At 64.8% G+C, this 17,717-nt stretch carries 19 protein-coding genes; 14 read left to right on the top strand and 5 right to left on the bottom strand.

Annotated features, from left to right (window positions below; translation table 11 throughout):
* The first annotated feature begins 271 nt into the window (after window positions 1-271).
* Window positions 272-1,105 carry an NERD domain-containing protein gene (locus HNR05_RS00785; protein WP_179577286.1) on the top strand — a complete coding sequence of 278 codons (834 nt, stop codon included), beginning with the start codon at window positions 272-274 and terminating at the stop codon, window positions 1,103-1,105.
* 20 nt (window positions 1,106-1,125) lie between these two features.
* On the opposite strand, the gene HNR05_RS00790 is transcribed toward HNR05_RS00785, so the two are convergent.
* Window positions 1,126-1,371, bottom strand: a complete 246-nt coding sequence (locus HNR05_RS00790) for a hypothetical protein (protein ID WP_179577287.1) — start codon at window positions 1,369-1,371, stop codon at window positions 1,126-1,128.
* Window positions 1,372-1,626: 255 nt separating this feature from the next.
* Window positions 1,627-2,604, bottom strand: coding sequence for an NAD(P)H-quinone oxidoreductase (locus HNR05_RS00795; RefSeq protein WP_179577288.1), 978 nt, complete (start codon window positions 2,602-2,604; stop codon window positions 1,627-1,629).
* Here HNR05_RS00795 and HNR05_RS00800 point away from each other — a divergent pair.
* The 3 genes from HNR05_RS00800 (at window position 2,603) to HNR05_RS00810 (ending at window position 4,680) form a co-directional block, all read left to right on the top strand.
* Complete coding sequence (locus HNR05_RS00800; RefSeq protein ID WP_343062408.1) at window positions 2,603-3,220, top strand: heme-degrading domain-containing protein; 618 nt, start codon at window positions 2,603-2,605, stop codon at window positions 3,218-3,220. The genes HNR05_RS00795 and HNR05_RS00800 overlap by 2 nt on opposite strands.
* 87 nt (window positions 3,221-3,307) lie before the next feature.
* Complete coding sequence (locus tag HNR05_RS00805; protein WP_179577289.1) at window positions 3,308-3,832, top strand: hypothetical protein; 525 nt, start codon at window positions 3,308-3,310, stop codon at window positions 3,830-3,832.
* A 125-nt stretch (window positions 3,833-3,957) separates the two neighbouring features.
* Window positions 3,958-4,680, top strand: a complete 723-nt coding sequence (locus HNR05_RS00810) for an endonuclease/exonuclease/phosphatase family protein (RefSeq protein ID WP_179577290.1) — start codon at window positions 3,958-3,960, stop codon at window positions 4,678-4,680.
* 116 nt (window positions 4,681-4,796) lie between these two features.
* On the opposite strand, the gene HNR05_RS00815 is transcribed toward HNR05_RS00810, so the two are convergent.
* On the bottom strand, window positions 4,797-5,846 hold the full coding sequence (locus HNR05_RS00815; RefSeq protein ID WP_179577291.1) for an LLM class flavin-dependent oxidoreductase: 1,050 nt from the start codon (window positions 5,844-5,846) through the stop codon (window positions 4,797-4,799).
* A gap of 168 nt (window positions 5,847-6,014) precedes the next feature.
* Between HNR05_RS00815 and HNR05_RS00820 the strand changes: the two genes are divergently transcribed.
* From HNR05_RS00820 to sufU, 3 genes are all read left to right on the top strand, one after another.
* Window positions 6,015-7,103: a hypothetical protein gene (locus HNR05_RS00820; protein WP_179577292.1), complete on the top strand. Its 1,089-nt coding sequence runs from the start codon at window positions 6,015-6,017 to the stop codon at window positions 7,101-7,103.
* Window positions 7,104-7,248: 145 nt separating this feature from the next.
* Window positions 7,249-8,553, top strand: a complete 1,305-nt coding sequence (locus HNR05_RS00825) for an aminotransferase class V-fold PLP-dependent enzyme (RefSeq protein WP_179580405.1) — start codon at window positions 7,249-7,251, stop codon at window positions 8,551-8,553.
* Window positions 8,553-9,005: a Fe-S cluster assembly sulfur transfer protein SufU gene (gene sufU / locus HNR05_RS00830; protein WP_179580407.1), complete on the top strand. Its 453-nt coding sequence runs from the start codon at window positions 8,553-8,555 to the stop codon at window positions 9,003-9,005. The genes HNR05_RS00825 and sufU overlap by 1 nt, the downstream gene beginning before the upstream one ends.
* 6 nt (window positions 9,006-9,011) lie before the next feature.
* Here sufU and HNR05_RS00835 read toward each other — a convergent pair whose 3' ends face one another.
* A complete protein-coding gene (locus HNR05_RS00835; protein WP_179577293.1) occupies window positions 9,012-10,034 on the bottom strand; it encodes a Gfo/Idh/MocA family oxidoreductase in 1,023 nt (340 codons plus the stop codon).
* Window positions 10,031-10,624, bottom strand: coding sequence for a GNAT family N-acetyltransferase (locus HNR05_RS00840; RefSeq protein WP_179577294.1), 594 nt, complete (start codon window positions 10,622-10,624; stop codon window positions 10,031-10,033). The genes HNR05_RS00835 and HNR05_RS00840 overlap by 4 nt, the downstream gene beginning before the upstream one ends.
* A gap of 213 nt (window positions 10,625-10,837) precedes the next feature.
* On the opposite strand from HNR05_RS00840, the gene HNR05_RS00845 reads away from it, so the two are divergent.
* From HNR05_RS00845 to HNR05_RS00875, 7 genes are all read left to right on the top strand, one after another.
* The gene (locus tag HNR05_RS00845) at window positions 10,838-11,584 is read left to right on the top strand and encodes a GntR family transcriptional regulator (RefSeq protein ID WP_343062412.1); all 747 of its coding nucleotides are present in this window, start codon (window positions 10,838-10,840) and stop codon (window positions 11,582-11,584) included.
* A complete protein-coding gene (locus HNR05_RS00850) occupies window positions 11,581-12,504 on the top strand; it encodes a BadF/BadG/BcrA/BcrD ATPase family protein (protein ID WP_179577295.1) in 924 nt (307 codons plus the stop codon). The genes HNR05_RS00845 and HNR05_RS00850 overlap by 4 nt, the downstream gene beginning before the upstream one ends.
* Window positions 12,501-13,241 carry an SIS domain-containing protein gene (locus HNR05_RS00855; protein ID WP_179577296.1) on the top strand — a complete coding sequence of 247 codons (741 nt, stop codon included), beginning with the start codon at window positions 12,501-12,503 and terminating at the stop codon, window positions 13,239-13,241. The genes HNR05_RS00850 and HNR05_RS00855 overlap by 4 nt, the downstream gene beginning before the upstream one ends.
* Before the next feature lie 17 nt (window positions 13,242-13,258).
* Window positions 13,259-14,620, top strand: coding sequence for a protein O-GlcNAcase (locus HNR05_RS00860; protein WP_179577297.1), 1,362 nt, complete (start codon window positions 13,259-13,261; stop codon window positions 14,618-14,620).
* Window positions 14,617-15,885 carry an ABC transporter substrate-binding protein gene (locus HNR05_RS00865; RefSeq protein WP_179577298.1) on the top strand — a complete coding sequence of 423 codons (1,269 nt, stop codon included), beginning with the start codon at window positions 14,617-14,619 and terminating at the stop codon, window positions 15,883-15,885. The genes HNR05_RS00860 and HNR05_RS00865 overlap by 4 nt, the downstream gene beginning before the upstream one ends.
* Before the next feature lie 61 nt (window positions 15,886-15,946).
* The gene (locus HNR05_RS00870) at window positions 15,947-16,828 is read left to right on the top strand and encodes a carbohydrate ABC transporter permease (RefSeq protein ID WP_179577299.1); all 882 of its coding nucleotides are present in this window, start codon (window positions 15,947-15,949) and stop codon (window positions 16,826-16,828) included.
* On the top strand, window positions 16,825-17,712 hold the full coding sequence (locus HNR05_RS00875) for a carbohydrate ABC transporter permease (protein WP_343062413.1): 888 nt from the start codon (window positions 16,825-16,827) through the stop codon (window positions 17,710-17,712). The genes HNR05_RS00870 and HNR05_RS00875 overlap by 4 nt, the downstream gene beginning before the upstream one ends.
* Window positions 17,713-17,717: the final 5 nt, after the last annotated feature.

Genomic DNA, 17,717 nt, shown 5'->3' on the forward strand with positions numbered 1-17,717 from the left:
TCCGCAGTGAGAAGTCCGCGAGACGAGGGTGCGGGGTTCGCGTGGGGGCGGGGGCGCGTCACACACACGCTCCCAACGCGATTACAATCGTTCCGGCGAAGACTTCGGCCCTCGCCTCTTCTGGCTCATCAAGAATGCTGAGCGGCGCAGTGCGCTCGATGTGACACAGCGCAGACGACCGCCGCGTGACGGCGTGCCCACAACCCCCCATTTGGGGCTACGCACGGGCGTGTTCAGCCCGCTAGATTCTATTCAGCCGACAAGGAGATCCGTGACCGAAACTCTGAGCATGCGCCAGCGCTGCGCGGGCCAGTCGGTCCTTGAGAATCTCGTGCGGCACCAGGCTGATGCCCCGCCCCGCTCAAGGATCGCGCGATTCTTCGGTCGCTCCCCGTTGGGCGCCGAGGCTTCGGCTTGGTATCAAGCAGCGCAGGGCGAAATCGCGATGGGCCGCATCCTCGACCAGCTGCCGCCCGAGTGGACGGTGCTTCATGCGCTCCCAGCCGGCCTCAGCGCGCTCGACATCGACCACCTCATTATTGGTCCGTGCGGCATATTCACAGTGAATACGAAGCACCACAGCGACACCGAGATTTGGGTTGCGGAGTCGACGCTTCTGGTCGATGGGCAGATGCGCAACTACATTCCTGACGCCGAGACCGAGGCACAACGAGTCTCGGCCATCATCGAGGAGCGGATGCCGCTTCCCGCGCCGGTGCAGCCCGTCGTCGCATTCGTCGATTCGAAGCGCGTGACGATCCGGCAGAAGCCCGCGCAGGTGAAGGTTGTCGACGCGTGGCAGATTCGACGGTGGCTGACCAACCTCACTCCGGTGCTCAGTCCGACAGAACAGCATCAAGTCGCAGAATTGCTGGACGACCCGGGCACCTGGCACGAGACCGGGCCGGTTCAGATTGTGCCAGGTGAGGCAGTGCGGCACCCCGGCGTGCGTACTCCGGCCGGCCTGACGGCCACGTTCGAGCTGCTCGCCACCGAGGTGGATGCCGCTGCCGCGCGTCGCAGAGTCTGGAAGCTGGCCGCCTACGCTGCGCTCGTGCTCACGCCGGTGATGGCGCTGCCATACCTGCTGAGTCTGCTCGGCTGAGTCAGCTCAGCTCGGTCGGCTCAGCTGAGCGGTCGGCCTCGGCGAACGGGCTTCTTGGGGTCTTTGTTCCCCTGGATCCAGAGGAAGTGAGCGCGCACAGACACCGCTCCGCCGAGAACGAGCGCGACGACGGCGATCGGCAACAGCACGCCCACGAAGAGGTTCTGGGCGAGGGCGTTCACGATGAGCAGCATCACGGCGAAGCTGCTGAGCGAAAATCCGGTGATCGCGCAGGTGTTGAAAGACCAGTTCTTCACGTTCTTCACGGCATGGATCACTGTGAGCGGATTCCCCTCGGGATGAGTGCGCGAAAGGCCGCGACGAGTGCACCAATACGTGGATGCTTCCTCCACGGTAGCAGGGCCTGCCCGGCGCTTCCCTGTGTCCCGTGCGGCAGCCTCCTCGCCTCCTTCGCCCTTTTCGGTCGAGTTCCCCCGGCACGCGAGAGAAAGTCGGCCGTAACGAGGTAAATCGGCGAATCGGCGACGAGATTCCAGACGGATGCTGCGGGCAGAGTGCCGCTACGGCGTCAGCAGAATCTTGCCAACGTGCTCGGACGCCTCCATCCGACGGTGGGCCGCGGCCGCATCGGCGAACGAAAACCGGCTGTCGATCACGGGGTGGAACTCTCCGCTGGCCAGCCACGGCCAGACATCCGCCTGGATGCCCTGCATGATCGCGGCCTTCTGCACGTGCGGCCGGGCGCGCAGCGTGGTGCCCCAGAGTCGTCCGCGCTTCTGCATGAGCCGGAACAGGTCGAAGTCGGCGTTCACACCGCTCTGATTGGCAATCACCATGATGCGTCCGTCGACGGCCAGCGCGCTCACGTTGTCGGCCGCAGAGGCGCCACCGACGATATCGAGGATGACATCGGCGCCGTGCCCGTCTGTGGCGTCCCTCAGTGCGTCGGCAAACCGCTCGGTGCGATAGTTGATCAGAATGTCGGCCCCGAGCCGACGGCACGCCTCGAGCTTCTCGGGGCTTCCGGCAGTGACTGCCACCCGAGCGCCGCTCAATCGCGCCAGCTGAATGGCAGTCGTACCGATTCCGCTCGCGCCACCGTGCACGAGAACGGTCTCGCCGCGCTGCAACCGGGCGCTCTGGAACAGGTTCGACCAGACAGTGGCGACCGTTTCAGGCAGGCCCGCCGCATCGATGAGATCGACCGAATCCGGAACACGCAGCACGAGATCCTCATTCACGACGGCTTGTTCGGCGTATCCACCACCGCCGAGCAGAGCACAGACCCGATCACCGACGGCGAAGCGTGTGACCGCAGGGCCGATCTCGGTGACGGTGCCGGACACCTCCAGGCCGGGCCACGGCGGCGTTCCGGCCGGCGACGGATATCGGCCGAGCCGCTGCGCGATATCTGCTCGGTTCACCCCGCACGCCACCACTGCGATACGGATGTCGTGAGCCCCGACGAGCGGTTCTGGCACGTTTTCCACACTCAAGTTTTCGGGACCGCCAGGGGACCTCACCAGAATCGCACGCATGCGCCCAGCGTACGCGTGGGCTGGCCTGCGGCGCCACGGTGTGCGCGGTTCGTGGCCCAAGCGGGGGTTGCCGTACGGTGGAGATTCGCTGAATCAGCGCATCCGCCCCCAGCCGCCCGAGAAGGAGCCCGTGATGACCGACCGCCACGACGAAGAGGCCGCGCTCGCGACGCTGCTTGAACAGGAACGAGAGATTCAGTTCAGCGCATTCACCCACGCCGACGCGTGGACAGTCGGTCTGCACCTCGTCGAGTTGGCCAGCGAACGGCTGCATCCGGTGGCGATTGCGATCATGCTCGGCGACCAACGGGTGTTTCATGCCGGCCTGCCCGGAGCATCCGCCGACAATGACGACTGGCTGGAACGCAAGTTTCGTGTGGTGCGCCGGTTCGGTCATTCATCGCTTGCCGTCGGCACCGATTTTCGGTCGCGTGGTGCGAACTTCGACACGGATTCCCGGCTCGACGTCGCCGCCTTTGCCGCGCACGGCGGGGCGTTCCCGATTCGCGTGAACGGCATGCAGGTGGGAGTGGTGGGCGTCTCGGGGTTGCCGCAGCGCGATGATCACGCGCTCGTGATCGAGGCCCTGATCGCCCATCGGGACCGCGCGAGCTGAGTGCCGGGCCGAGGCCCACGCTTTCACCCAGCCCGGCCTGCTAGCGTGGTCTTCCCGCATGACAGCACCAGAAGGAGCTCCCACCCCGTGGCTTGGTTTCGCACGAATCGTCAGAACCGCCCGAGCCTCCCCGCCGACGATGTCGCCGCCCGTACCACCGCATACGTGTACGGAAACTTGCTCATCTTGGCGGCTTTGGTCGTTTTGAACCCGGCCGACATCCTGGACGGCCGCGGCATGTTCGTGATTCTCGGAACTGGATTTTCGACCTATTTGGCGCATCTGACCTCTGAACTGGTCGGACACCGAACCCGCCGCGGTGAGTCGCTGGGGCGGTCCGGAATCATCCACGAGCTGCGCAATGCCATGCCGATTGTGTCGTCGACGACAATTCCTGCTGTGCTGCTGGCCGCCGCCTGGATCGGTTGGCTCACCCCGGTGGCCGCGGTGGCAGTCGCCGTACTTGTGACAGTCGGACGCATGGCGCTGCTCGGCGTGATTCTCAGCCACCTCCGTGCTGAGAAGAGCTCGCTGCGCACCATCCTGGCAGGTGTGGCGCTCGCCGTCGTGTGTGTGGTCGTCGCCGCGGTGAAGATTCTGTTGACACACTGAGTCACACGACTCATCCAGAGAATTCACATCTTTCGTACAGTGTAATTCTGCACAGAATGGCAGCGTGTCGCCTCGGAGCGAACGTAGGCTGTCATCTACACCGCGAAAAGTGAGGACGAACAGTTGTGAGGGTCATCAGCTATAACCTCCGCAAGAACCGTGCCAGCGGAGAGCTCGCGGCACTCGCCGAGAGCTACGACCCTGACATGTTCTGCTTGCAGGAGTGCGACACGCTCGCTCTCCCCGAAGAGATCAGCGGACTTCACTTAGCCGACGCCACAACTCGCAACCGCCTGGGGCTCGCGCTCTACTATCGGCGTGACCGGTTTGATGCGATCACCACGCAGGCCTTCGCCCTCAAGAAATCGCTGCACGACCGCGTGCTGAGTCCGGCTCATGAACGGCTGATCGGCACGCGTCTGACCGATCGGTCGGCGGGGCGAGAGCTCGTCGTCGCTTCGTTTCATGCCGCGCCCCTGACCGCCCGCAATTCGCTGCGGCGCAACCAGATCCGAACAGCCCATGAAGAGCTGCACACGCTCGGACCGGGCCTGCCCACCCTGATGGTGGGGGACTACAACTACCCGCTGTTCAAAGAAAACCTGAGTGAGAAGGTCCAGTCGCGCGGCTACGACCTCACGCTCAGCGACAGCCGCACGTACACGCGCTACAAGGTTTTTCGTGGCCACTACGATCTGGCCACCTCGATCGGCCTCACCATCGAGAGCGTCGAAACGCTGCCTCGGGGCACATCAGACCACATGCCGATTCTGGTGACGGCCTCCTATAGCCATGACGCCCCGGTGCCCACCGACATCGTGCCCACCGGAGGCACCTTCACGATCTAGCGAAACCGCGCGCATAACTCCTGCACCGCGCGCATAACTCCTGCAGACCACTGGGGCGGGCCGCCCCGGGGCAATGGGTCGGGGCCGTTGCCCGAATTGGTTCGAACCTGCAGGAGTTATGCCAGGGGAGTGCCCGAGCCCCCGTGACGCCAGCCGATCGCGGGTGCGACATACTTCGCGATGTTCTCCAGCAGGTGGGCGTTGTAGTCGACGCCGAGCATGTTGGGCACCGTGATCATCAGGGTGTCGGCGTCCATTACCGCGGCATCCTGGGCGAGTTCGGCGGCGATGCGGTCGGGCTCGCCGACATAGCTCGTGCCGAATCGTGCGATGCCGCCGTCGATGTACCCGACCTGGTCGCTCCGTTCGCCGTCTGCGGCCCCACCGAAGTATGCGCGATCCTGGTCAGTCACGATCGGAATGATGCTGCGGCTGACCGACACGCGAGGTTCGCGGGCGTGCCCGGCGGCCTTCCACGCGTCACGGAACATCTGAATCTGTTCGGCCTGCAGCTCGTCAAATGGAACCCCGGTATCTTCGGTGAGCAGTGTCGAGCTCATCAGGTTCATGCCCTGCTCTGCGGTTCGAACCGCCGTGGCTCGGGAACCGGCACCCCACCAGATGCGGTCGGGCAATCCGGGGGAGCGCGGCTCGATCGCCAGAGGGCTGAGCGACCGCGTCATCTGCGGGTTCGGGCGCGCCATCGCGGCACCACTGATCGCGGCGCGGAAGATCTCGGTGTGCTGGTGCGCGAGGTCTGCCGCCGTCTGCGGGGGCTCGGGCACGAAGCCGAACGACTCGTATCCGTCGAGCGCCGTCTCGGGTGACCCGCGGCTGATGCCGAGCTGCAACCGGCCGTCGCTGATCAGGTCGGTCGCGGCCGCCTCCTCGGCCAGATACAGCGGGTTCTCGTAGCGCATGTCGATCACGCCCGTGCCGATCTCGATGCGGCTCGTTCGGGCGGCGATGGCCGACAAGAGTGGGAACGGCGAGGCGAGCTGCTGGGCGAAGTGGTGCACACGCACGAACGCGCCGTCGATGCCGATCTCTTCGGCCGCGACGGCAAGTTCGATCGACTGCAGCAGTGCGTCTTGCGCGGTGCGCACCAGCGAGCCGGGGATCGCCTGCCAGTGCCCGAACGAGAGGAAGCCGATGCGTTTGTCCATGCCAGGCACAGCGCAGCGGATGCCGCGGGTATTCCCTGCCAGTGGCATCCGCTGGCGCATCACGAACGCCCGGCTGCAGGGCGAGACCGGTTGGCGCGCACCCGTAGACTGCTCCCTTCAGCTTGTTTTCGGTGGAATCAAGCGACGACTTCGTGGGGGAGAAGGACTATGTCGACTGGTGAGACCGCAACGAGGCCTGCACGGGACGTCTTCTGGAAGGCATGGCCGTGGATCGCCTGGTTTCTCCCAGCTGCGTTGATTGTAATAAAGCTCACGTCGGGTACCGGGGGCTGGGAAGTAGCCTTCTACATCCTTCTTTCGCCCGTGGTTCTGCCGGCGTTGGGCCTACTGTTCATGACGCCGCGGTTTATTCTGCGCAAGCGTGGGCACACCTTCACGCCGCTCACGATCGCAATACTCATGATGGTGACCTGGACGGGCCTGGCATTGTCGATCATTGCTGCGCGCGGCATTGGCGATAGCGGCAGCTCCGACTCGCTGCTGCGTGACGTCTTTTCCATTGTCACGCGGCGATTTGAGTTACTGCTCACTATCGTTTCGCCGTTAGCGGCGCTGTTCGCGTATATCGCGGCGGTGATCTGCGCATTCAGTTTTCGGCCGAGGAGCGAGCGGCCAGTGCGGGCTGCTCGGTGGTGGATTGCTATTCCTGCCGTTCCACTGGCGTTCGTGCTTCTGGCTGGCGGCATCGAGCTTGTCCTGCTTCAGGCGCGGGACGCCGCAGGCGACAGGGAAATTGACGTGGTCTGGATGGACCCCGTCGAAGCCGACCGGCTCTTTGGCGAGCGAATAGCTGAGACCCAGAACTTGCTCGCACCGGTGAGCACGGCGATCGCCGAGAACGTCTCGTCGATTCCCGAGGTGATCGATGAATACGAGGAGTACCAAAGGAGGAGGGACGGGAACGAGGCCTACCGCGGGCGCGATGGCTCACAATACACAGTCGATGTCATGTGGACGCAACTCACGGATGAGAGCCCAGAGGACATTGCGCCGACCCTACAGCGCGTTGTCGAGGAGCAGGCGTGGCGGCCAGCCCACTTCGAAGATACGTATGGGCCACCCTGCCGCGGCTGGGGAAGTGAATCGGTGTGCTTCACAATGCAAAATGAAGCGGGGTACAGGATGGTAGTGCGCGCCAGTACCGTGGAGGCAACGGAAACGGCTCCGAGCCACACCCGGATCAGTGTCGACGTGAACAGCCCCGTCTACTGGCTTGAAGGCCCAAGAAGAGTATGACCGGCCGCAGTTTCGGATGCTGGGGAACACCAGCCACGGGAGAATGGTTGTAGCAGGCGGACACACCAGCGATTGCAGGGTGGGCCGCAGCCGCAACGAAAGGCAGTCAGTGTCATTACCCGCACCCGGCGTCACCCGAGAGCCGATGACCGAGCCGATGGCCAAGCCCCTGACCGTGCCCTTGACCGAGGCAGAGGTCGCCCGGCTCCGTGCCGACTTCCCGGCGCTCGCCGAGACCGTCAACGATCAGCCGCTGGCCTACCTCGACTCCGGCGCGACGGCCCAGCGTCCGCAGTCGGTTCTGGATGCCGAACTGCAGTTTCTGATTCACAGCAATGCGGCAGTGCACCGCGGCGCCCACACCCTGGCCGGACTGGCCACCGAAGCCTATGAAGACGCGCGGGCGACGCTGGCCGGGTTCGTCGGCGCGGACGTCGACGAGATCGTCTGGACGTCCAACGCGACCGATGCCCTCAACCTCGTCGCCTACGGTATGGCCAACGCCAGCCACGGCCGCGGCGGGGCGGCCGCCGAGCGGTTTGCCCTGACTACCGGCGACGAGATCGTCGTGACCGAGGCCGAGCACCACGCCAACCTCATCCCGTGGCAAGAGCTTGCCGCCCAGACCGGCGCGACCCTGCGTTTCATTCCCGTCGACGATGACGGCATTTACACGGTCGCCGATGCAGCCGCCGTGATCGGTGAAAAGACGAAGGTCATCGCGATCGGACACGTTTCGAACGTCACGGGTTTCGTCGCGCCGGTCACCGAGATCGTCGCCCTCGCGCATGCGCACGGCGCCCTCGTCGTGCTCGACGCCTGCCAGTCCGCCCCGCACCGCCGGCTCGACGTGCGCGCTCTCGGCATCGATTTCGCGGCGTTATCGGGCCACAAGATGCTCGGCCCGACCGGTATCGGTGTGCTCTATGGTCGCGCCGAACTGCTGAACGCGCTGCCGCCGTTTCGCACGGGCGGATCGATGATCAGCACCGTCACCATGCACGAAGCCGACTACCTGCCGGCCCCGCAACGCTTTGAGGCCGGCACGCAGCCCGTCTCACAGGCCGTCGCACTGGCCGCGGCCGTGCGCTACCTCGAGGGCGTTGGCCTTGACCGAATCGAGGCACGCGAAGAGCAACTCGCCGAACGGATGCTGCAGGGCCTGGCGTCGATTCCCGGCATCCGTGTCGTGGGCCCCGCCGCCGGAGTGCCTCGAGCGGGCCTGGTCAGCTTTGACGTCGCCGATGTGCACGCCCACGACGTGGGCCAGTTCCTCGACGCGCACGGAATCGCCGTGCGGGTCGGGCACCACTGCGCCCAACCGCTGCACCGCCGGCTCGGCTTCAGCGCCACCACGCGGGCCAGCGCCTACCTGTATACGACCGAGGCCGAGGTCGACCGTTTTCTCGCCGCCGTCGCGCAGGTGCGCGCCTACTTCGGGGAGGCATGATGAGCGACGCACTCGCCGGCCTCTACCAGCAGGTCATTCTCGATCATTCGAAACTGCGCACCGGATTCGGGCAGCTCGACGAAGCGGATGCCGAGAGGTTCGAGCGCAACCCGAGCTGTGGCGACGAGATCACCCTGCAGCTGGCGCTTGAACCGGGCACCGATCGGGTGCGGTCGCTGGCCTGGTCGGGAGCGGGCTGCAGTATCTCCCAGGCATCGGCATCCGTGCTGGCCGGGCTGGCCCCGGGTCTGACGACGACCGAACTTCAGTCGACCATTGATGCGTTCCGCGAGATGATGCGTTCGCGGGGGATCGGGGATCCCGACGAGGACGTGCTCGGCGATGCCGTTGTGTTCCAGGGCGTCTCGAAATTCGTGATGCGCGTCAAATGCGCGATGCTCGCCTGGGTGGCGGCAGAGGGCTGCCTGGCCGATGTAGCCGCTGCGCGCTGAGCCTACTCAGGATTGTCCGGCCTCGTGCACGCTGCGACGCACCTCATCGATGATTTCCATGATCGCCAGCGAATCATCGAGCGTGTGCAACGGGGATTCGGTCAGGCCGTCAGCAACATGCGCAGCGATGGCGGTCGCCTGCCAGCAGAGGCCGTCCCGCAGGCGCAGCCCCGACTCGTCGGTCCAGCTCTGGCGGTCATCCGCGGTGACCAGGTCGAATCCGTCGGGCATCAGAAACGGGCTCCGCACCTCGATGCGTGCGAGGGTGCCGCTGATCGTGGCCTCGGTCGGGGTGTCGGCGAGCATCGTCGTGGAGAGGAGTGCCTGGGCGGAATTAGCTGCGGTGAAGATCATGGCCACCTGCCCGTCCACGCCCGAATCGGTCAGCTGTCCGCGGGCCACAATCTCCTGCGGGTGCCCGAGCACGAACCGTCCGAACCAGACCGGGTAGATTCCGATGTCGCGCATCGCCCCGCCCCCGGTTTCGGGTCGAAAGACCGGTACCGTCTGATCGGTGCCGAAATCCGCGCCGAAGTCAGCGGTGACGAGAGTCACCGTGCCCAGCCGGCCGGACTCGAGCAACTGGAGGATCACGTCCGTCTGCGGCAGAAATCTGCTCCACATTGCTTCCATCGCAAACACCCCGGCAGCCCGGGCCGCCTGGGCGATGGCCAGTGCATCGGCGTGGTCAACCCCGATGGGCTTTTCGACCAGCACGTGTTTGCCGGCCGCGATCGCCTGCAGGGCGAGCGGTCGATGTTGGCTATTCGGTGCAGCCACATAGACAATGTCGACCTCGGGATCGTCGACGAGCCCCTGGGCGGAACCATAGCTCCGCGGGATGCCGTGCGTACGGGCGAAGTGCTCGGCTCGGGCTGCAGAGCGAGAGCCAACGGCGGTCACTCGTTGGTCCGTGTGGGCGTGCAGAGTACTGACGAAGTCGGTGGCGATGCCACCGGGGCCGAGCACGCCCCACCTCAGCTGCGGCCCACCGCGCAGCGGTACGACACGGGGGTGCGGAAAGGTCACGACAGCCTCATTCCCAGATAGAGCGACGTCTCGCCCACCTCCACCTGCTGAAAACCCAGGTGCTGGTAGAAGGAGATGGCATTGTGGTTCTCCGCGCCGACATTCAGATGCACGCCGGGTACGTCGCGGCCACGGAATTCCGCCAGAACCGCGTCAATCAAGGCTCGCCCAGAGCCGTGACCCTGCAGCCGGGGCATCAGGTCAATGTGCAGATGGGCGGGAAAGTCCGCGACCACCGACTCGGGTGCTCGAACCGGCGCGTGAATCTGACGGATCAGCTCATCGTCGCTGGTTGATCCGCCGCGGTCGGGGTAGCGCAGCCGCAGGGCTGGCCACCACTCGGCCTCGGCCCAGTCCTCGAAGCCCCGTGTGTCGGCGGTGCCGAGCAGATAGCCGCCCACGCCCGCCTCGTCGGCGACGACGAAGCACAGGTCAGGCTCGCGGACGAGATACGGTCCGACGTAGACGTGACCGAGGAGATCGGGATGCTGATGCAGCAGGCTACCCGTGGGCGTGCGCTCCGCCGTCTCAAAGCAGATTCGGTACAGGCTCGGCAGATCGGCCCACGTCGCCCGGTGCATCTCGCTCATGGCGCCCACCCTAGCGTGCCGACGCAAGTGGTCTACTTAAAAAGTTCCGCCTCGTCGCGGAGTGGTCTCGCTGGTCGGCGGCCAAAGACCAGAACGTGCCGCAGAAACAGGCCTGAGATCGCCGGGGGTGGGCAGCTGGCCGGGGGTGCGCCATCGCTCAAGTGGTCTACAGCCATCCTTGTCGCCCGGTCGTAAGTACGCTCTACTGTCTGCGTGGCCATCACCGATGATTCGACCAGACACACGCTGCGCGCCGAGCTCAGAGAACTCGTTGCCGAGGCTTCGGTCGGCGATCGCCTCCCGGGCGAACGCGATTTGAGCATCCGCTGGGGAGTCGCCAGAATGACGATTCGCCGCGCCGTCGACACCCTGGTGACGGAGGGTCTGGTGGAACGCCGACATGGTTCGGGAACCTATGTCACCCCGCAGCCGTTCGTGCGTCTGCTCGGCTTGACCTCGTTCAGCCAAGATATGCGGGCCCGAGGCTTGGTGCCCGGTAGCCGCATGCTCGCCTTTCGGATCACCGACGCGGATGCGGGCATCGCGGCGCAACTTCAGGTGCCCATCGGCACCCGCGTGGTCAGCTTCGCGCGGTTGCGGTTGGCCAGCGGTGAGGCGATGGCGGTGGAAACCGTGTGGATCCCCGAATCTCTGGTTCCCGGCCTCACGAGTGCCGACCTCGACGGTTCGCTGTATGAACTGCTCGCTGCGCGCCACGGCATCGTCACCGGTTCCGCCCAGGTCTCGATCGAACCGATGCTGCCGGATGCGCGGGTTCGAGAGCTGCTCACTCTTGCCGAGGGGCAAGCCTGCCTGCGCATCCGCATGGTCGATTCAGATTCTCGCGGGCACGTGATCATGATCGCCAGTTGCTGCTATCGCGGCGATAAGTATCAGTTGACGGCGGATATCTCAGGCGGTGCCTTCACCGTTGTGCAGAGCAAGGCCGGTGGGCGATGAGGGTTCTCGGAGTCGACGGCGGCCAGTCGGGCATTCGACTGGCACATTCCGAACACGCGCACATCGTGGAGGTCGCCGGGGTCAGCCGGTTGGAGGGTGACGTCGTTGTGGGCGTGGCGGATGCCGTCATCGAGGGCTGGCGCCGCGCCGGATTCGCCCCGGTTGAGAGGGTCGTGCTCGGTTTGACGACGGCGCCCTTCGATCGCGCGGAGGCGGATCGCCTCAGCGCCCTCGTGGCCGAAGCGACCGGCGCCACCGACGTGTGGCTGGCCGACGATACCGTCACCAGCCACGCCGGTGCGCTGTCGGGTGGTCACGGTGTGTCACTCATCGCCGGCACCGGAGTCGCCTGCTTGGCCGTTCCGGAGATCGGTAGGCCGCGGGTGATCGACGGGCATGGGTTCCTGCTCGGAGACGCCGGTGGGGCATTCTGGGTTGGGAGCCGGGGCCTTCGCGCCGCACTGAAAGCGACCGACGGGCGTGCGAGTGCGACGCGCTTGACGACGCTGGCCACCGAGCAATTCGGCGATCTGGCCACGCTGCCCATCCGGCTGCACAGTGCCGCACGGCCGGTGAACATGATCGCCCACTTCGCCCGCGCAGTGCAGGCGGCCGCGGATGCCGGTGATGCGGCGGCCGGCGTGATTCTCGATGCTGCGGCCGAGGAATTGTTCGGCACAATCCGGGCTGGGGTGCTCTGGGCCAACGGCTCGCCGACGCCCGTGGCCCTTGGCGGCGGACTACTCGTCGGGCACGGACCGCTGCGGCAGCGACTCGATCTGCTGCTCGCAACCGAAGATGTGCGATCGCACACCGTCGAGGCGTCGGCTCTCGACGGCGCCCTCCGAATCGGAGTGACCGGTGTAACCGATCGCTATCTGGACCTGATCCACGTGTGGAAAGTAGGAACGTCGACATGAACACGGTGCCCGAGTCGGCTGGAATGCGGTACCTCGAACTCGCCCAGGGGCTGATCACACGGCTGTGCGAGTCGCAATGGCCACAGATCAGTGCTGCGGCGCATCTCGTCGCCGACACCGTGGCTGCCCGGCACACCGTGCATGTATTCGGGACCGGTCATTCGCACATGCTCGCCGAGGAGCTGTTCTACCGGGCCGGCGGGCTGGTGCGGGTGAGCCCCATCCTTTTCGACGGGCTCATGCTTCACTCCAGCGCGCCGCTCAGCACCTCGCTCGAGCGGCTGAGTGGCCTTGCCGACGCGCTGCTTCTCGATCACCCAATCGTTCCGGGCGACGTTCTGATCGTCGCCTCGAACTCCGGCAGCAACGCCGTCTCGTCCGAGCTGGTGCAACGGGTCACACAGGGCGGTGTGTCGGTGATCGCCGTGACGAGTCTGCAGCACTCGACATCCGTCCAGGCCCGCTCGAATCAACAGCCGAGGCTGCATGAGCTGGCCGACATCGTGATCGACAATGGCGGATGCGTGGGGGATGCGGCGGTGTCAATCCGCGGATTCGACACCCGGGTGGCTCCGACCTCGACAGTGGTGGGGGCCGCGATCCTGAACGCAATGGTCGCCGAAGCGGTGCAGCTGATGGTTGAGCGGGGAGTCGTACCCGAGGTGTACTCGAGTAGCAATACGGCGGGCGGCGACGCCGCGAACTCTCGCTACATCGGCCAGGGCGTGCTCCGGTGAGCGGGAGCAGCGAGCCGATGTTCGCCATCCGCGGCGTGATCGAAGGCTTCTACGGGCGGCCGTGGACGGACGCGCAGCGCCTCGAACTGATCGAGTTCGTTGCCGCGCGCGGCATGAACACGTTCGTCTACGCGCCGAAAGGCGACCCGCTGGTGCGGGAAGACTGGCGCGAGCCCTACCTCGGCGAGGAGTTGACACGACTGAAAAGGCTGGTGGACCAGTGCCGCCGGCACGGGGTCACATTCGTCTATTGCCTCTCACCCGGGCTCTCCATCGAATACTCGAGCGCCGCGGACCACGCGGCGCTGACCGCCAAGTACGACACCGTTGCGGCGCTCGGCGTCGAGACGTTTGGGCTGCTGCTCGACGACATCCCCATCGACCTGCAGCATCCGGCCGATAGAGACGCCTTCACCGATCTGGTCGAGGCGCATCGCTCCCTGATCGGGACTGTCTTCACACACCTCGGGCCCACCCGTTCTCTCATCGTGTGTCCCACCGTCTATTGGGGCTCCGGCGACGAGGACTACATCACGCGGTTGGGCCACGGGATCGACCCTCGCATCGATCTGTTCTGGAGTGGACGAGCGATCTGCTCCGCAACGCTGGATCTGGCCGATGCCGCGCTCTTCGCCCGCTCCACTCTGCGCCCGGTCACCTACTGGGACAACTATCCGGTCAATGACGTCGCGATGGGGCATGAGTTGCATATCGGTCCGTATCAGGGGCGTGACCGGCACCTGTATCGCTTCGCCACCGGCGTGATCTCGAACGGGATGGAGCTGTTCGAATCGTCGAAGATCGCCTTTGCCACTATTGCCGAGTACCTGAGTGCTCCAGAGGAATACAACGCCGAGGAGAGCTGGATGCGCGCGCTTCGGGATGTCGTCGGTGACGCCGATCTTGCCGCATACGCACTTTTTGCCGACACTGTGCGTTCCTCCTGCTTAAGTGCGGAGGATGCCCCCGCCCTCACCCGTGCCCTCGACGCGTTTGCGTACGGTTACCGGTTCGATGACCGGCACGCTGCGGCGGCCGCACTCGCCGACGTTGCCCATCGGATGCAGGTTGCGGCAGATCACCTCCTGAACGGGCCCGTCGTAAACCCGGCCCTGATCGCAGAAGCCCGCCCGTGGATCGAATCCTTCGGTATCGGGGCCGACGCGCTCGCGCGGGTGGCCGAGCTGGCCCGGGAGAACCGTCTCGAAACCGACGGGCCCACTGAACTGATCGGCTACCTGACCGCCCTTCGTGCAGCGAATCGCCGGGTCTTCGGCGACTTGCTCGACATGACCTTGGCCGAACTCACCGCACCTCAGCACGCCCGCCACGAAATCCCTGCACCACCGAGACTGTCGACAGCAAAGGATGCATCATGACCAGATTTCGCACACTGACAATTGGCACGCTCGCCCTGCTCAGCGCAGGGGCGCTCGCCCTCACCGGATGTTCCGGGGGCGGTTCAGGTGGCAGCGACACTGTTTTGCGCATCGCCATGGGATCACCGGGTGAAGCGCAGATTCGAGTCTGGGACAACGTCGCCGCACAATTCGAGAGCGATAACCCGGGCTACACGGTTGAAATGAACTATCTCGATGACGACCTTTATCAGACGATCGGCCTGCCCAACCTGCTCAATGGTCGTAAGGCACCGGATATCTATTTCGAATGGGCCGGTAAACGGCTCCAGCAGCGGTACGACGATGGCTTTGCCGCTGATCTCACCGAGGCCGTGACAACCGGACCGATCAGCGGTCTCTTCGACCCGAGCGTGTTTGACTCGTTGACCATCGACGGCACGGTCGTCATGGTTCCGTATTCCTCCGACGTGACGAATGTGCTCTGGTACAACACCGACATCCTTTCCGAGGCCGGACTCACCCCACCGAGCACCTGGGACGAGCTCCTCGCTGCCTGCGACACGCTGAATGCGAAGGGCATCACGCCGATTGCCTCCGGAAACAAAGACCTCTGGGCAGTGGGCAACTGGCTTTCTCACCTCGCCTCGCGCGTCGTCGGCGAAGACGTTTACAACGCGACTCTCGCCGGCGAAGCGCCCTTCTCCACGCCGCAGTGGGAAGAAGCGTTCGGTTATGTCACGCAACTCACCGAGCACAAATGCCTCAATGAGAGCGTCAACGCCGTCGACGACAACGAAGGGGCTCAGCTCTTCTTCCAGGGTAAGGCGGCCATGCATCCGATCGGTTCCTGGCTGGTGAGCTGGGCGATTGACGAAGCTCCCGACTTGAACTTCGATTATGTGAACCTGCCGGCCATGCCCGGAGTTGGGAATCAAGACAGCGTGATCGGTGTCGTCACCGGCTATATCGTCAACGCGAGGAGCACGAAGCAGGATGCCGCGGCCGAATTTTTGGCGCTGCTGAACAGCGACACCTTCGTTGCGGAGTTCATCGAAGCCGAGGTGACCCCGATGACGCTCTCTGCGTCGGGTGCACAGAGCATTGACTCCCGCACCGCGCGGCTGACGGCGCTGCTCGCCAGCGCGCCCGCCATCGTGCTCCCGCCCGACAACGGCTACGAACTTGAAATGGCGAACGCGCTCTACAGCGCACTGGCCGAGGTCGTGGGGGGCCAGACGTCGCCGGCCGACGCGTTGGCCGGTATCGACAAGAAACTCGGCTAATTGACTCCGGCCGTCTGCAACCCGAATGCAGGCGGCCGGTTACTCCCTGGGAAGGGGTCAGATGAAAAAGAAGTGGGCGCTGGCGCCCTACCTGTTCCTCGCTCCGGCACTCCTGGTCTTCGGGTTCGCCGTTCTGCTGCCGGTGGTGAACACCGTGGGCTACAGCTTCACCACATGGAACGGCTACGGAGAGAAGATCTTCGTCGGGTTCGACAACTACATCGCAGCGATCAACGATGCGACCTTTCGCGCCTCCTTCGTGCACGTCATCGGCTACATCGCGCTGACCCTGGTGCTAGAGGTCGCGGTCGGCCTGGTTCTGGCCGGTTTAGTCGGCGGGATCCGGCGCGGTTCTCTGTGGTTTCGAGTTGCCATCTTCACCCCGGTGATGTTGCCGATGGTCGTCGTCGCCGTGCTCTGGGCCTTTGTCTACAATGCGGATTTCGGCCTGCTGAACGCCGCGCTGGAAACGTTCGGGCTCGCCGAATTCCAGCGCGTCTGGTTGGGGGACACCTCGACGGCGCTCATCGCAATCAGCGTCGTGTCTGGCTGGGTGTATGCCGGTTTCTACATGACAATCTTCTATGCCGCGTTCAGTCAAGTTCCGGGTGATGTGATCGAGGCCGCACGCTTGGACGGTGCCGGTGAACTGCGCATCTTTCGCAGTGTCAAAGTGCCCATGATTCGTAACGCCGTGATCGTGGCCGTGCTGCTCTGCGTGACCGGGGGATTTCAGAGCTTTGACCTGTTCTACGTCATGACAAACGGGGGACCCTACGGCGCGACAGAGATTCCCACCACGTACCTCGTTAAGACCGTGTTCAGCTTCGGGAAGGTCGGCTATGGCTCTGCCATGGCAGTTCTGCTGACCGCAGTGATCGTCGGCTTCGGCCTCGTGTTCGTGCGCCTCACCGGGCGTCGCAGAGAAGGAGGCCGACCGTGAGTGCGACCCTGCAACAGCGTCCCATCGAGACGACCCTGCACGACCGCCACCTCGAGAGGGCCCGGGTGCGCCGGATCCCAGGGCTGCTGGTGATGCTCGGGCTCATCGCCATCGCCGTCGTGTTCTTCTTTCCGATGGTCTGGATGGTGCTCTCGAGCTTCAAATCCAATGCCCAAATCTTCTCTTCCCCCTTCGCCCTGCCCACCGCGATTGATTTCACCCGGTGGGCCGAAGCGTGGGACGTGGGACATATCGGCCAGTATGCGCTCAACAGTGTGATCGTCACCGGCAGCTCCGTCTTCGCGATCTTGCTGCTGGGAGTCGGCGCCGCGTTCGCCTTCAGCCGGTACAGATTTCCTGGTCGCGAATTGATGATGGGTCTGCTCGCGCTCGGCCTGCTCCTGCCGCTGCAGTCCTACTTCATTGCCCAGGCGACGATGTTCACCGATTTGGCCATCACCGACACCCGGTGGGCGCTGATCGTGCCCTACACGGCGATGGGCCTGCCGTTGGCGGTCTACCTGCTCAAGGTCTACCTGGACGCGCTTCCCGATGAGCTTTTCGAGGCGGCCCGCATCGACGGCGCCGGCGACCTCCGAGTGTTCTGGTCGTTGGTCGTGCCACTGCTTCGCCCCGGCCTGGCGACGGTCGCGATCTTCTCAGCGCTGTCGTGCTGGAACGAGTTCCTGCTGGCGCTGCTCTACATTCAGGATGACGCGTTGAAGACCATTCCCACCGGGCTGCTCGCGTTTTCCAGCCGGTATGTCACCGACTATGGGCTGCTCTTCTCGGCGCTGTCGATCGTCACGCTGCCGATGATCGTCATCTACATCGTGTTCAACAAGCAGATCGTTGAGGGGATCACGGCCGGCAGCCTTAAGTAGCGGTT

This window comes from Leifsonia psychrotolerans (genome assembly GCF_013410665.1).
Classification (GTDB): Bacteria; Actinomycetota; Actinomycetes; order Actinomycetales; family Microbacteriaceae; genus Cryobacterium; species Cryobacterium psychrotolerans_A.

What these genes read in the sequence shown, in the direction of transcription:
- HNR05_RS00800 (WP_343062408.1), top strand. Translation starts at nt 2,603, where the DNA reads ATGCGCCCAGCGTACGCGTGGGCTGGCCTGCGGCGCCACGGTGTGCGC.
- HNR05_RS00795 (WP_179577288.1), bottom strand. Translation starts at nt 2,604, where the DNA reads ATGCGTGCGATTCTGGTGAGGTCCCCTGGCGGTCCCGAAAACTTGAGT.
- HNR05_RS00815 (WP_179577291.1), bottom strand. Translation starts at nt 5,846, where the DNA reads ATGGACAAACGCATCGGCTTCCTCTCGTTCGGGCACTGGCAGGCGATC.
- HNR05_RS00820 (WP_179577292.1), top strand. Translation starts at nt 6,015, where the DNA reads ATGTCGACTGGTGAGACCGCAACGAGGCCTGCACGGGACGTCTTCTGG.
- HNR05_RS00825 (WP_179580405.1), top strand. Translation starts at nt 7,249, where the DNA reads ATGACCGAGCCGATGGCCAAGCCCCTGACCGTGCCCTTGACCGAGGCA.
- sufU (WP_179580407.1), top strand. Translation starts at nt 8,553, where the DNA reads ATGAGCGACGCACTCGCCGGCCTCTACCAGCAGGTCATTCTCGATCAT.
- HNR05_RS00840 (WP_179577294.1), bottom strand. Translation starts at nt 10,624, where the DNA reads ATGAGCGAGATGCACCGGGCGACGTGGGCCGATCTGCCGAGCCTGTAC.
- HNR05_RS00850 (WP_179577295.1), top strand. Translation starts at nt 11,581, where the DNA reads ATGAGGGTTCTCGGAGTCGACGGCGGCCAGTCGGGCATTCGACTGGCA.
- HNR05_RS00855 (WP_179577296.1), top strand. Translation starts at nt 12,501, where the DNA reads ATGAACACGGTGCCCGAGTCGGCTGGAATGCGGTACCTCGAACTCGCC.
- HNR05_RS00860 (WP_179577297.1), top strand. Translation starts at nt 13,259, where the DNA reads ATGTTCGCCATCCGCGGCGTGATCGAAGGCTTCTACGGGCGGCCGTGG.
- HNR05_RS00865 (WP_179577298.1), top strand. Translation starts at nt 14,617, where the DNA reads ATGACCAGATTTCGCACACTGACAATTGGCACGCTCGCCCTGCTCAGC.
- HNR05_RS00870 (WP_179577299.1), top strand. Translation starts at nt 15,947, where the DNA reads ATGAAAAAGAAGTGGGCGCTGGCGCCCTACCTGTTCCTCGCTCCGGCA.